Origin of the sequence: Rhodococcus sp. MS13 (genome assembly GCF_013277835.1) — a bacterium.
Classification (GTDB): domain Bacteria; phylum Actinomycetota; class Actinomycetes; order Mycobacteriales; family Mycobacteriaceae; genus Rhodococcus_F; species Rhodococcus_F erythropolis.
This window is the reverse complement of the sequence record NZ_VBTL01000011.1, coordinates 328,676-341,831: the sequence shown is the minus strand read 5'-3', so window position 1 is coordinate 341,831 and position 13,156 is coordinate 328,676. Positions and strand designations below refer to the sequence as shown.

Here is a 13,156-nt window from a genome sequence, read left to right as displayed (position 1 = left end):
CGTGCCGAGTGCAAGGTTGAGCCTCAGCCCGCGATGCAGAACTGTCCGTTACTCAAATTGACCGCAAACGAGAGCACTCCGACGCAGTCGACGCCGTTGGCATCGGCCGTAGCGCCCGCTCCGTAACCGGCGATGGCGAAGGTGACGTTGCCGTCAGCCGCCCCGGCCCGCGCGATACCGCCGCCGAGCGCAAATGCCTGCGCCTGACCGTTACCGCGAGAAGCCCCCAGCGCGGTTCCGAAGCCGTTTGCATATGAATTGGAGTAGCCGTTGTCGGCGGCGACGCTCACAGCGGTACCGCTCTCGGCAGCACCGGCCTGCGAACGGCCGGCTCCGACGGACTGCGCGCCGCAGCTCGCGGTCTCGGAGACCTGGATGTCATTGGCCGACGGCGGCGAGACACACGTGACGGGGGCTGCCGAAGCAGCTCCCGCACCGGTCAGCGCCAGCCCGGCGGCGAGCCCCATACCTACAGTCATCACAGCCCCTGTTCTCGCCAGGCGGCCCCCCAACCGACTACTGGAAATTCCGCTGACTCGAGAGGATGAGCGACGGAACCAGACTGACGAGATCAAGGGCATAGAAAACTCCTTCGTGGAACAAGTTCATTGGATTCGGGCGCGAGAGTACCCGCTCGAGTGAAGTCCGTCACCCCCGCCTGGTCAAGCCTCGAGGACGACCCCGAGAAGGGCCGGAAGATCCGCGACCGAATCGATGACATGATCAGGCTTCTGAACCGACAGGTCGAGCACTGTTTGCCGAAACTTGCCTGTGCGCACCAGAACTCCGGTCAGGCCGACCCGCTGTGAGGAGAGGACGTCCCCGATCAGGTCGTCGCCGACCATCACCGTCGCCTCAGGTTCGACATGCATCAGCTCCGTGGCTGTCAGGAACCCCGTGAGAGACGGTTTACCCACTGCGGCGATATTTACACCTGCCACTTCCTCGAAGCCCGGCAAGTACGTTCCGGTGTCGATCCGAAGGCCGTCTACGGTCTCCCACATCATCCCGCGGTGCATCGCGACGACGGGCACACCGGCGAGCAGAAGTTCGAGCACTCGGCTCAGCGCCTCGTGGCTGAACTCCGGGCCGGCGCCGCCGAGAATCACGACCTCCGGATCGGCGTCGTCGAATTCGATTCCCTCGAGATCGGCAGACACGTCACCGTGATTGAGGACCCACGCCCGCGCGTCCGGGTAGGTCGCCCGCACGTACTCCCCTGTGAGCCTGGCGGCAGTAACTATCTGGCTCGCCTCGACCTCGATACCGGCGTCGCACAACCCCTGCGCGATGAGCGTCGAACTGCGCGAGGTTGTGTTGGTCAGAAATCCACAGGCCAATCCGCGCCGCCGAACTTCGCGTACTGCTTCCCCTGCTCCCTCGATCGGCTGCCAGGACGTGAGCAGGACTCCGTCGATATCGAACAGAACACCTTCGATGTCGGCCATTGCACCAGCCTATATTCGCCATCGAGGTCCTGCCGAGGCGTCGTAACCCGAAATCCGTCGATCGCTCAGTAGGCTCCCACCCATGGACCTGCGCGACGACGACCTCTTCTCCGTTGCCGGTTCTCTGGCCGAATTGCTCGGCGCTCCCGTCACGATCGAGGACGAGAACTCGACTGTCCTCGCGTACTCCGGCGGCGAGCAGGCCGTGGACGAAGCTCGCATCGGCACGATCCTCGGCCGGCAGGTACCCAGCCGATTCCGCCAATTACTCTCCGATGCAGGAGTATTCGATCGCCTCCACCGAGAGAGCGACCCCATCTACGTCGATCTCGAAGACCCTGCGATCACGCCGCGACTGGTCATCGCAGTTCGCGAGAACGATCACCCCGTCGGCTCGATCTGGGTCGCACTCGCTGGAACACCGACGCCCACACAGGAATCGATACTTCGATCCGCGGTATCTGTCGTGGCCGAGAGAATCGCCTCGGAGCGTGACCGGGTCGACAGCACACGCCGTCGCCAATCCCAGCGCGTCCAAGCTCTGATCGGCGGTGGCGAACCCGCATTCCGCGCCGCCGACGACTTGCGGTTGGCAGGCCCGCTCACCGTCGTCGCCGTCGGAACCGTTGCGGGACCACTGCCGGCGGGGTTGGTCGCCTCTTTGAGCTTGTACCTCGACACTCTGGCCGTCGACGCCGTTGCAGCTCAACTGTCCGAGACCATCTACCTTGTCATCGCGACCGACGAGACCAACGCTCGCCGATTGTCCGCCGACTTCCTCACGCGCGCCCGCGGTCGCGAATTCCTGGCAGTGGCCGTCGGTCGGACAGTGAAGTCTGCAAGCGAATCACATCTTTCGCGCTCGGACACCGACCATGTTCTCGGAGCGCTTCGTCATGGCCGGTCCGGCGGAACCGTCGCGGGAATGAGGGACACGTTGGCCTCCGTTCTCGCCCTGCACGTCGCCGACATCATCGACGGACTCGGCGACTCCACACCACTCGGAAGCCTCGAACGTCACGACTCTCAGCACGGCAGCGATCTGGTCGCGACGGCAAAGGCCTTTCTCGAGCACGGCGGTGACGTGGCGAATTCTTCTGCCGCACTGCATGTTCACCCCAACACTCTCCGCAACCGCCTGCGTCGAGGCAAGGAGATGTGCGGCGTCGATCTGACCGACGCCGACACCCGCTTGATTCTGATGCTGCAGTTCAAACTCGGTCGCTGAGCAGGCGCGGCGGTGCGTTGTGCGAATCCACAACGAGGTAGCTCCGACGATGGCCGAACGGCCAGTCCTTTTGCCGCCCCCGCGATTCATGCTTGAGAGAAGAGCCGGATGTGACCGGCGTCTCGGTTCGAGCAGAGTCTGTAGAAGGAGTGCGTCATGGGAACTCGTCAGAGCCCCGATCGTGTGGTCGTGGTCGGTGCGGGTGTTGTCGGATTGTCGACGGCCTGGTTCTTGCAGGAACGTGGAGTCGAGGTCACCGTCGTCGATCGCAACGGCGTCGCAGCCGACGCGAGCTGGGGCAACGCCGGTTGGCTTGCCCCCGCATTGACGCTTCCGCTGCCCGAACCCGCAGTGCTCCAATACGGCTTGCGCGCGATGCTCAGCCCGTCGTCCCCGGTGTACGTGCCACTGACCACCGATCTGAAGCTGATTCGGTTCCTGGTCGGGTTCGCGCGCCACTGCACGCCGTCGAAGTGGCAGGAAGCGATGTCGGTCTACACCGAGGTCAACCGAACAGCCTTGGGCGCGTACGACGAACTCGCCGACGGTGGCGTCAAAGAGCTGACCCGCCTTGCCGATCCTTTCCTCGCCGCGTTTGCGTCCGAGAAGGACCGACAGACTTTGGTGGACGAGTTCCATCACGTCGAGGCCGCGGGCGGCGAGGTCGACTTCGACCTCCTCGACTACGACGCGATTCACTCGCTCGAGCCTTCACTCGGCCAGGGTGTGAAAGCCGGTTTGCGTCTGCGTAATCAGCGTTTCATCGATCCCCCGTTGTTCGTGAACTCGTTGGCGGACGCGGTTCGTGAACGCGGTGGAGAAATCGTCAGCGGTTTCGACGTCACGCAGATCGACGATCGGGTCGGCGGAGTCACTGTTCGCAGTGCACACGGTGATTCACGCGACGGCGACGCCGTGGTCATCTCGAGCGGTGCCCGCTTGAACAAGCTCGCAGCACCGTTCGGTGTGCGCAAACTGGTGCAGGCCGGACGCGGATACAGCTTCAGTGTCAAGCCCGAGCACCTCCCCAAGAACCCTGTGTATTTCCCCACCCAGCGCGTCGCATGCACTCCGTTGCACGATCGCTTCCGAGTGGCCGGAATGATGGAATTCCGCAGCCCTGACGCGCCGCTGGATCCACGCCGCGTGCAGGCGATCATCGATGCGGCCAAGCCGATGCTCAGCGGCATCGACTGGACTGCGCGGGAAGAGGAATGGGTGGGATCACGACCGTGCACTACCGACGGCTTGCCGTTGATCGGAGCCACGAAGTCGCCGCGGGTGCACGTCGCCGGTGGTCACGGGATGTGGGGAATCGCCCTGGGTCCGTTGACCGGAAAGATGGTGGCCGACTCGATGACCGGCGCTCAGACGCCGACCGTCATGCGCCACTTCGATCCGCTGCGCTGACAGCCGGTTTCACCCACTTGTAGTACGCGCCCGTCAGCAGAACCAGCCATCCGGCACCGACGAGCAGCGCAACTCGGGTATCGGCGATGACGCCGAGCAACACGATGACAAAAGCCAGGAACACGATCGCGAAGATCTGACCGTACGGCCACAGCGGCACTGGAAACTTCAGTGCCGCTGTTTCGTCTGCACTCATCTGAGCGCGGGAACGGAACTGCGAGAGCAGGATCATGATCCAGACGAAAATCGTGGCAAAGGTGGCCAGCGAGGCGATGACGAGGAACACCTGGTCCGGGATCAGGTAGTTGAGCAGTACTCCCACCAACAGGGCACCGGTCATGATGACAACAGTCATCCACGGAACACCGTTGGCGGAGACTCTCTTCATCACCTGCGGGGCCTGGCCCGCATGCGACATTCCGAACATCATGCGACCCGCACCGAAAACGTCGCTGTTGATGGCGGACAGGGCCGCGGTGATGACAACGATGTTGAGGATCGAAGCGGCCGTTCCCAATCCGAGGTTCTCGAAGATCTGGACGAACGGGCTGTTGTCGGAGTTGATGGTCTGCCACGGAATGATCGCCATGATGACGGCGAGGGTGCAGATGTAGAAGAGAATGATGCGCACCGGGACCGTGTTGACGGCTTTCCTGATGGTCTGCGCCGGATCCTCGGCTTCGCCCGCGGTGATACCGATGATCTCGGTGCCACCGAACGCGAACATGACGATCGCGAAACACGCGACGAATCCGCCGAAGCCCGTCGCGAAGAACCCGCCGTCCGACCAGAGGTGGCTGATTCCGGCATCGGTGTCGTGAACGCCGAATCCGAACACGATGATCGCGATGCCGCCGGCGATCATCGCGATGATGGCGGTGATCTTCACGAGCGTGAACCAGAATTCCAGTTCGCCGAACACCTTGACGCTCAACAGGTTTATCGCGCCGATGAAGAAGACGACAGCCAGAACCCAGATCCATCTCGGTACGTCCGGGAACCAGAACTGCATGTACAGGCCGAAGGCGGTGACGTCGGCGAGGCACACGATCACCATCTCGAACGTGTACGTCCACCCGGTCATGAAACCGGCGAGTGGTCCGAGGTGCTTGTTCGCGTACTCGCTGAACGAACCGGAAACCGGGTTACGGACCGCCATCTCGCCGAGCGCTCGCAACACCAGGTAGACCGCGATACCGCCGATCAGGTAGGCCAGGAGCACCGACGGGCCGGCTCGTTTGATGGCCTCGGCGCTGCCGTAGAACAGTCCGGTTCCGATGGCTGATCCGAGGGCGATGAAGCGGATATGGCGCGCTGTCAGCCCTCGCTTGAGGCCATCCTGCGTCGCGGCGTCGCTGTTCACTTCTCGGTACTCCAGTCGGATGGATCGTCATACGTGCGCGAACCATTGTCCGCTACCACCGCGCGTGTTCCCGCACGACCCTGTTGGACGGCCGTACAGTGACCTGACACACATGGTCCATTGACGGATCGCTTACGATCGACAAAAGTGTTTGTAACTTTACGTAGCATCAACTCGACTGGAGAGACTGTGTCCAACACCCTCGAAGCAAGCATCGACATCGACGCATCACCGCAGGACGTGTGGGCAATCGTCGCCGACCTGCAGCGCATGGGCGAATGGAGCCCCCAGTGCAAGGTGATGAAGGTAATCGGCGGGACCGTGCGTGAGGGCGCCAAGACGATCAACGTCAACCGCAAGGGCCTGCTGGTCTGGCCGACGTCGTCGAAGGTCGTTCGCTTCGAGCCCAACAAGTCGGTGGCGTTCCGCATCGCGGAGAACCGCACGATCTGGTCCTACGAACTCGAGCCGACCGCTACCGGCACCAAAGTGACCGAGCGTCGCGAGGCTCCCACCGGAACGTCGAAGGTCTCGCAGTTCCTCGTCAAGACCGTCCTGGGCGGAAACGCCGACTTCGAGGTCGAGCTCGTCGAAGGCATGAATGCCACATTGAAGCGTGTGAAGAGCGAGGCCGAGGCGGCTGCACGCACCTCTGCTTGACCCTCGACCTGGTCGAGGCATCAGGATCCGTTCCATGGATCCCGTGATGACACAGATAGCGCAGGCACAAGAATTGGCGAGCTCCGGCGATCGAGCCGGGGCTCGCTCTGCGTTCGAGAAGGTGTGGGAAGAGATCAGCGCCGCCCCCGATGCGCTCCACATCGTCTCCCTCGCGCACTACATGGCCGACGTTCAAGACGATCCGGCTCAGGAGCTCTGCTGGGACCTGCGCGCCCTCGACGCTGCCGATTCGTTGACCGACGCGCGAGCCCAGGAACACCACGCATCGCTGCAGGTCGCCGGTTTCTATCCATCGCTGCACCTCAACCTGGCTGCCGACTACCGCAAACTCGGACGCGACACCGAGGCCGTCGAGCATCTGACGAAGGCCGAGGCGTCGGTCGGCACACTCGCCGACGACGGTTACGGCCGGATGATCAGGGGCGCCATCGAGCGACTGCGGGCAGAATTGATCCGTGACCACTAGTTCCGCCCTCCTGACGATCGGCGAGATGTCCCGGGCGTCGGCGCTCCCGATCAGCGCGCTGCGGTTCTACGACAAGGAAGGCGTGCTCGTCCCGCATTCCGTCGATCCGCACACCGGTTACCGCTGGTACACCGACGACCAACTCCGCAACGCCCGCGTGATCGCCGGTATGCGACGCGTCGGTGTTCCGATCCGCGACATGATGGCCGTCCTGACCGGGCCGGAACCCCATTCGTGCCTGGACGCCCATCTGCGCAACCTCGAGGACGGTCTCGCCGACGCCCGCGCCGAACTGGGGCGAATTCACCGGCTGATCGACTCACTACCTGCCTCCGGCGGCGTGGACATCGACTCGTGGGATCTACGACGCGCACTCGACGCCGTGCTGTTCGCCGTGAACGAGGAATCTGAGTTCCCGATACTTCGCGGCGTCCACCTCGACATTCACGACGGCGTCGCTGCGTTTGTCACCACTGATCAGTTCCGGCTCGCGGTCGCCGAGGTGAAAGTTCACTCCGCTCTGACGGTGTCCGCTGTCGTTCCCGTGGCCTTCGCGCGATTGTTACGCGATGTCGCCGGCGTCGTGACGCTGACTTTCTCCGCGCGCACGGTGACTGCGTCGTATCCGGGAGGTGAGGTGTCCAGCCCGCTGATCGAGGACGGCGAGTTCCCCGATCACCGAATCCTGCGCGAGCACAACGACGCCGTCGAACTGAGCGGCGACCTACTTGCCGCCCTGCTCAACGGCACCGAGGACAGCGCCGTCGTCAGCGTCGGCGAAGACGGTGGTGCACGGGTGAATCCGGGCGGAATGGATCCCCGTGAACAGTTCCGAGTACTGGTCGACCGACAGCGACTGCGCGACGCCGCCGCAGCCCAACCGGGGCGGCAACTGGTGATCCGAGTAAGCGGTGCGGCGCTACCGCTGGCGATACGCACCGGCGACTGTGTCGGGTACTACTCGTACTTGATGCCACTACAGCCTGTAGGAGAGAAGGCGTTCACGTAATCTATGGATGCTCTACCACCCCGTACTGTCAGTGCGACCAGCAGAAGACCTACCGAGTAGTTAGAGGAGCCTGTGGCACGCCGACCCACACCCCCCGGAACCCCGCAACCCACCGGGATCGGACATATCGTCGATCTGGTTCGCCATGCGATTCCGCCACTTCATCCCGCCGGCCTGCCGTTCGTGCTGGCCCCGCTGGGAGTTGCAGCTCTGGGCCGCAACCGTAAGTGGGTGCGCCGAGCCGGTCTGACCACCGCCGCCGCATGCGCCACGTTCTTCCGTCACCCGCACCGGGTGCCGCCCAACCGCATCGGCGTCGTCGTCGCACCCGCCGACGGCGAGGTGGCGCTGGTCGACAACGCCGTTCCGCCCGCCGAGCTCAATCTCGGAAGCGAGCCGCGCCCGCGCGTCAGCATCTTCCTGTCGGTTCTCGACGTGCATGTCCAGCGCAGCCCTGTCGGTGGAACGGTCAAAGAGGTCGTTCACCAGGCAGGCAAGTTCCTCTCCGCAGATCTCGCCGACGCCAGCGAGGTCAACGAGCGCAACAGCATGCTGATCGAAACCGCCGATGGTCACGACGTTGCGGTTGTCCAGATCGCGGGACTGCTCGCGCGCCGCATCGTCTGCTACGCCGGTGTCGGTGACGTCCTGCCGATCGGCGACACGTACGGACTGATCCGTTTCGGCTCACGCGTCGACACGTACTTCCCCGCCGGAACCACACTCCTGGTCGAGCCGGGACAACGCACGATCGGTGCTGAAACAGTTATCGCGCAACTGCCGTGAAGACGCCGAAGATGAAGTCAGCCGTGAAGAAGCCGGGAGCAGCCCAACCCGGCGCGAAGATGCCCAAACGCACCCAGGCGGTGCGGTTGCTGCCGTCCGTCATCACCATCCTGGCGCTGTGCGCCGGGCTGTCCGCCGTCAAATTCGCTCTCGACGGACAACCCGGTACCTCGCTCGCGATGATCGGCGCCGCTGCCGTCCTCGATTCACTCGACGGCCGCATCGCGCGACTGCTCGACGCCACCAGCAAGATCGGCGCCGAACTCGACTCACTGGCCGACTCCATCTCCTTCGGCGTCGCCCCGGCCCTGGTCCTGTACGTGACCTTGCTGGACGGCACCAGCATCGGCTGGATCATCGCGTTGATCTACGCGGTCAGCATCGTGTTGCGACTCGCACGTTTCAACACTCTGCTCGACGACGACGACGTCCCCGCGTACGCACGTGAGTACTTCGTCGGCGTTCCGGCTCCGGCCGGCGCACTCATCGCCCTCACTCCCCTGGCCGCGACGGCTCAGTGGGGTGACGGCTGGTGGTCTTCGCACTTCGTCGTCATCGTGTGGACGCTCTTCTCGGCTGCACTGATCGTCAGCCGCATCCCGACGCTGGCGATGAAGTCGGTATCCGTGCCGCCGCACATGGCGGCCGGCCTGCTCGTCCTGGTGACGTTGGCTGCGGCCGCACTCATCACCTACCCGTACATCCTGCTGATCGTTCTCATCGCGATCTACCTGGTGCACATCCCGTTTGCCGTGCACTCGAAGCGGTGGGTGGCAGCACGTCCCGAAACCTGGGACATCAAGCCTTCCGAACGCCGCGCGATCCGACGCCAACCCAACGTCGGTGGCCGCCGCTCGGCCGCTCGTCTCGGATTGCGGCGACCCCGCTAGTCCACGACGTACTCTCGAGAGGTGACTTCGCCGGAACTCGCCCTCACCGTTCGACTCAACACCTCTGCCGCCGACCTACGCCGCGGGGTAGTGCGCTTGCACCCCGAAGCGTTGGCGGCGTTGGGCATCCGCGAATGGGATGCCATCGCACTCATGGGAGCCCGCGGCACCGCGACCGTCGCGGGCCGTGCGCCCACCGGAACCCCGGCAGGCACGATCCTTCTCGACGACGTCACCATGTCGAACGTCGGCCTGACCGAGAACTCTTCCGTCGTGGTCGGTCCGGTAACGGTGTACGGAGCGCGATCCGTCTCCGTCACCGGCTCGTCCATGGCGACAAATTCGATCAGCTCGACGGTTCTGCGACAAGCCCTTCTGGGCAAGGTCGTCAGCGTCGGCGACACGGTCTCGCTCCTCCCCCGCGATCTCGGTCCGGGTACGAGCACTTCCGAAGCCACCCAAGCGCTTTCCCGTACCTTCGGCGTCGCGTGGACATCCGAACTGCTCACCGTCACGGCCGTCGAACCTGCCGGTGGTCCGGTCAGCGTCCAGCCGAATTCGGCGGTCAACTGGGGTTCCGGCTCGGCGGGTGCGCTGACACCGAGTGCGCTTGTCTCCAGTCCCGCTACAGCCGCGATCGAGCCTGCACCGTCGGTTCCGCTGGATCACCTCGTCGGCGCGCAAGCGCAGGCAGCCAAGCTGACCGAGTGGCTCGGCCTGGCACTCGACGAACCAGAACTGCTCCGTACGCTCGGCGCCTCACCGCACCTCGGCGTCCTCATCACGGGCCCCGCCGGCGTAGGCAAAGCCACGTTGGCCCGCTCGGTCCTGTCCTCGCGCAAACTTGTCGAACTCGACGGCCCGGGAGTCGGTGCCACCGAGGCGAATACCCGCCTGCAGCGAATCGTCGACGCCGTTGCTGCCGTGCGCGGCGGTGGTGTACTGCTGATCAGTGACATCGACGCTCTGCTTCCGGCCACCGCGGAACCGGTGTCCGCACTGATCCTCGAACAATTGCGCAGCGCCGTCGCAACCCCGGGCGTGGCATTCGTCGCGACCTCCGCCCATCCGGAAACCGTCGACGCGCGCCTTCGCGGCCAGGATCTCTGCGATCGAGAACTCGCACTTACCCTGCCGGACGGCGCAACTCGCAAGGCGTTGCTCGAACTCCTGCTCCGCCGAGTGCCCACCGGAACCCTCGAACTCGACGCCATCGCCTCGCGCGCACCCGGATTCGTGGTCGCCGACCTCGCGGCGCTCTGCCGTGAAGCCGCCTTGCGAGCGGCGACGCGGGCCTCCAAATCCGGTGATTCCCCGGAGATCACGCAGGAAGATCTTGTCGGTGCCCTCGAAGTGATTCGGCCACTGTCTCGTTCGAGTACCGAAGAACTGTCGATCGGCAGCGTCACCCTCGACGACGTCGGCGACATGGTCGAAACCAAACAGGCGCTCACCGAGGCGGTCCTGTGGCCGCTGCAGCACCCCGACTCCTTCGCGCGCCTCGGTGTCGACCCACCCCGCGGCGTGCTCCTCTACGGCCCTCCCGGCTGCGGTAAGACGTATCTCGTTCGTGCCCTTGCCAGCTCAGGTCACCTCAGCGTCCACGCCGTCAAAGGGGCTGAGCTGATGGACAAGTGGGTCGGCGCCTCCGAAAAGGCCGTACGCGAGTTGTTCCAGCGCGCACGCGATTCGGCGCCCTCGCTGATCTTCCTCGACGAAATCGACGCCCTTGCCCCGCGTCGTGGTCAAAGCTCCGACTCCGGGGTGTCGGATCGCGTCGTAGCCGCGTTGCTGACCGAACTCGACGGTGTCGAACCGCTACGCGACGTCGTGGTGTTGGGCGCAACCAATCGACCGGATCTGATCGACCCTGCCCTCCTGCGCCCCGGCAGACTCGAACGTCTCGTATTCGTACCGCCGCCGGATGCGGAGGCTCGCAAAGCGATTCTGCGTGCTTCCGGCAAGTCGGTACCGCTCGCCGAAGATGTCGATTTGGACATTCTGGCCGTCGATCTCGAGGGATACTCGGCAGCAGACTGCTCGGCTCTCCTGCGTGAGGCTGCACTCGCCGCCATGCGTCGGAGCATGGACGCGGCCGACGTGACGGCCGCGGACGTGGCAACCGCCCGTGAGAAGGTACGTCCCTCACTCGATCCCGAGCAGGTGGCACACCTACAGGCGTACGCGGACAACCGATAAGGACTGACCATGGCTGCTGATCTGGTTCTGTACGGCGACATCGTGACCATGCACGAGGAATCACCACGCGCCCAGGCGCTCGCCGTGACGGGAGGCCGGATCACGGCCGTCGGCGCGCGCACGGACGTCGAGGAACTGGTGGGGCCGAATACCCGCGTCGTCGACGTCGGAGGTGCCGCTGTTCTGCCGGGGTTCATCGAACCGCACGGTCACCCCCTGGAAGAAGCCATCGTTCTCGGGCCTGACGTCGTCGACATTCGGCCTGTCACGATCGCCGAGGCGGATGCCGTAGTTGCTGCCGTCGTCGACACTGTTCGTTCGCGAGGTGCTGCCGGTGCTTCTCTGAACGGTTGGGACCCGTTGCTGCAGAAGGGCCTACCCGACCCGACCATCGACTGGCTGGACTCCGTCGCGCCGGAGTACCCCCTCGTGATCATGCACAACTCGGGACACGTCGCGTATTTCAACACGGCGGCAGCAGTGCAGGCCGGCATCACCCGCGATACCCCCGATCCGATCGGCGGATCGTACGGCCACGACGCGACGGGCGCACTCGACGGATCCGCGTACGAAATGCCCGCGGTGTTTGCAGTCGCGGGCCACGCAGTCACCATCAGTGACGACTTCCCCGCACTGGTGGCGGCCGAATGCGCCCGGCTGAACGCCGCGGGAATCACCACCATCGCCGAATTGTCGTTCGACCCCAAGATGCGGCCCGCCCTGGCAGCGATAGCCGACGCCGGACTGCTCACCACCCGCCTGCGGCTCTACGAGATGTCCAACGACGCGCGCACAACCGAGGCGTCACCGGGCGACGGAAACGACCTGGTGCGCCAGATCGGCATCAAGGTCTGGTCCGACGGTTCACCGTGGGTCGGCAACATCGCCACCAGCTTCCCGTATCTCGATACCGAAGCCACCCGCGCGCTCGGGATCGCCTGCACGCACGGGCACGCCAACTACACCGGCGAACAGATCCACGACATCAGTTCCGCCTACTTCGCCAAAGGGTGGCAGATGGCGTGCCACGCCCACGGCGACGACGCGATCACCATGGTTCTCGACGCGTGGGAGCAGCTTCTGAAGGAGCACCCCCGGCCCGATCACCGGTTGCGTCTCGAACACGTCGGCGCGATGCGTCCGGATCAGTTCGCCCGCGCAGCGGAACTGGGCGTCACGGTCAGCATCTTCATCGACCACCTGCACTACTGGGGTGACGTTCTGGTGGATGACCTGTTCGGTCCCGAATACGGATCCGTTTGGGCCGCAGCAGGATCTGCACTCGCGGCCGGACAACGGTTCACCTTCCACAACGACGGTCCCGTCACCCCCGCCAATCCGCTACGAAACATGCAGGACGCCGTCACCAGGCTTTCGCCCAGCGGCCGCGTCGTGGCACCCCAGGAACGGATCCCCGTGGACGCCGCCGTGCGCGCCCACACGGTCAACGCCGCGTGGCAGCTGTTCAGCGAAGATCACATCGGGTCCATCTTCCCCGGCGCCTACGCGGATCTTGTTGTCCTGTCGGCGAATCCCCTCGACGTCGAGCCGACCAGGCTGGCCGACATCACGGTGCTCGCCACCATCCTGGAGGGTCGGACGGTGTACGGAGACCTGAGCGCGATCGGCTGATCGGTCGCCGAACGCCGTGGACAAAGGCCGTAAACCTTCTCTGC

At 64.6% G+C, this 13,156-nt stretch carries 12 protein-coding genes; 9 read left to right on the top strand and 3 right to left on the bottom strand.

The annotated features are described in order from the left end of the window. Window positions 1-23 precede the first annotated feature (23 nt). Window positions 24-581, bottom strand: coding sequence for a DUF6764 family protein (locus FEZ59_RS23305; RefSeq protein ID WP_019744475.1), 558 nt, complete (start codon window positions 579-581; stop codon window positions 24-26). 81 nt (window positions 582-662) lie between these two features. Next, a complete protein-coding gene (locus FEZ59_RS23300; protein WP_019744476.1) occupies window positions 663-1,448 on the bottom strand; it encodes an HAD-IIA family hydrolase in 786 nt (261 codons plus the stop codon). A gap of 82 nt (window positions 1,449-1,530) precedes the next feature. Here FEZ59_RS23300 and FEZ59_RS23295 point away from each other — a divergent pair, with 82 nt between their 5' ends. Both FEZ59_RS23295 and FEZ59_RS23290 read left to right on the top strand, forming a co-directional pair. After that, complete coding sequence (locus FEZ59_RS23295) at window positions 1,531-2,676, top strand: PucR family transcriptional regulator (RefSeq protein WP_020906710.1); 1,146 nt, start codon at window positions 1,531-1,533, stop codon at window positions 2,674-2,676. 156 nt (window positions 2,677-2,832) lie between these two features. Beyond that, window positions 2,833-4,086, top strand: a complete 1,254-nt coding sequence (locus FEZ59_RS23290; protein ID WP_020906709.1) for an FAD-dependent oxidoreductase — start codon at window positions 2,833-2,835, stop codon at window positions 4,084-4,086. On the opposite strand, the gene FEZ59_RS23285 is transcribed toward FEZ59_RS23290, so the two are convergent. Then, window positions 4,058-5,449, bottom strand: coding sequence for an amino acid permease (locus FEZ59_RS23285; RefSeq protein WP_019744479.1), 1,392 nt, complete (start codon window positions 5,447-5,449; stop codon window positions 4,058-4,060). The genes FEZ59_RS23290 and FEZ59_RS23285 overlap by 29 nt on opposite strands. 189 nt (window positions 5,450-5,638) lie before the next feature. On the opposite strand from FEZ59_RS23285, the gene FEZ59_RS23280 reads away from it, so the two are divergent. From FEZ59_RS23280 to FEZ59_RS23250, 7 genes are all read left to right on the top strand, one after another. Next, window positions 5,639-6,109: an SRPBCC family protein gene (locus tag FEZ59_RS23280; RefSeq protein WP_003941500.1), complete on the top strand. Its 471-nt coding sequence runs from the start codon at window positions 5,639-5,641 to the stop codon at window positions 6,107-6,109. Between the two features lie 34 nt (window positions 6,110-6,143). Further along, window positions 6,144-6,596 (top strand): hypothetical protein, encoded by a 453-nt coding sequence (locus FEZ59_RS23275; RefSeq protein WP_003941524.1) that lies wholly within the window; start codon window positions 6,144-6,146, stop codon window positions 6,594-6,596. Further along, the gene (locus tag FEZ59_RS23270) at window positions 6,586-7,605 is read left to right on the top strand and encodes a MerR family transcriptional regulator (RefSeq protein WP_172933277.1); all 1,020 of its coding nucleotides are present in this window, start codon (window positions 6,586-6,588) and stop codon (window positions 7,603-7,605) included. Before FEZ59_RS23275 ends, FEZ59_RS23270 begins: the two co-directional genes overlap by 11 nt. 72 nt (window positions 7,606-7,677) lie before the next feature. Further along, the gene (locus FEZ59_RS23265) at window positions 7,678-8,391 is read left to right on the top strand and encodes a phosphatidylserine decarboxylase (RefSeq protein WP_003941540.1); all 714 of its coding nucleotides are present in this window, start codon (window positions 7,678-7,680) and stop codon (window positions 8,389-8,391) included. 59 nt (window positions 8,392-8,450) lie between these two features. After that, on the top strand, window positions 8,451-9,281 hold the full coding sequence (locus FEZ59_RS23260; protein WP_029254795.1) for a phosphatidylcholine/phosphatidylserine synthase: 831 nt from the start codon (window positions 8,451-8,453) through the stop codon (window positions 9,279-9,281). 21 nt (window positions 9,282-9,302) lie between these two features. After that, entirely contained in the window at window positions 9,303-11,480 is a 2,178-nt protein-coding gene (locus tag FEZ59_RS23255; protein ID WP_019744483.1) for an AAA family ATPase, read from the top strand. Window positions 11,481-11,489: 9 nt separating this feature from the next. Beyond that, window positions 11,490-13,112, top strand: a complete 1,623-nt coding sequence (locus FEZ59_RS23250; RefSeq protein WP_172933276.1) for an amidohydrolase — start codon at window positions 11,490-11,492, stop codon at window positions 13,110-13,112. Window positions 13,113-13,156: the final 44 nt, after the last annotated feature.

Bases quoted from the DNA above. Each gene is read 5' to 3' on its own strand.
- FEZ59_RS23305 (WP_019744475.1), bottom strand. From the start codon at position 581: ATGCCCTTGATCTCGTCAGTCTGGTTCCGTCGCTCATCCTCTCGAGTC.
- FEZ59_RS23300 (WP_019744476.1), bottom strand. From the start codon at position 1,448: ATGGCCGACATCGAAGGTGTTCTGTTCGATATCGACGGAGTCCTGCTC.
- FEZ59_RS23295 (WP_020906710.1), top strand. From the start codon at position 1,531: ATGGACCTGCGCGACGACGACCTCTTCTCCGTTGCCGGTTCTCTGGCC.
- FEZ59_RS23290 (WP_020906709.1), top strand. From the start codon at position 2,833: ATGGGAACTCGTCAGAGCCCCGATCGTGTGGTCGTGGTCGGTGCGGGT.
- FEZ59_RS23275 (WP_003941524.1), top strand. From the start codon at position 6,144: ATGGATCCCGTGATGACACAGATAGCGCAGGCACAAGAATTGGCGAGC.
- FEZ59_RS23260 (WP_029254795.1), top strand. From the start codon at position 8,451: ATGCCCAAACGCACCCAGGCGGTGCGGTTGCTGCCGTCCGTCATCACC.
- FEZ59_RS23250 (WP_172933276.1), top strand. From the start codon at position 11,490: ATGGCTGCTGATCTGGTTCTGTACGGCGACATCGTGACCATGCACGAG.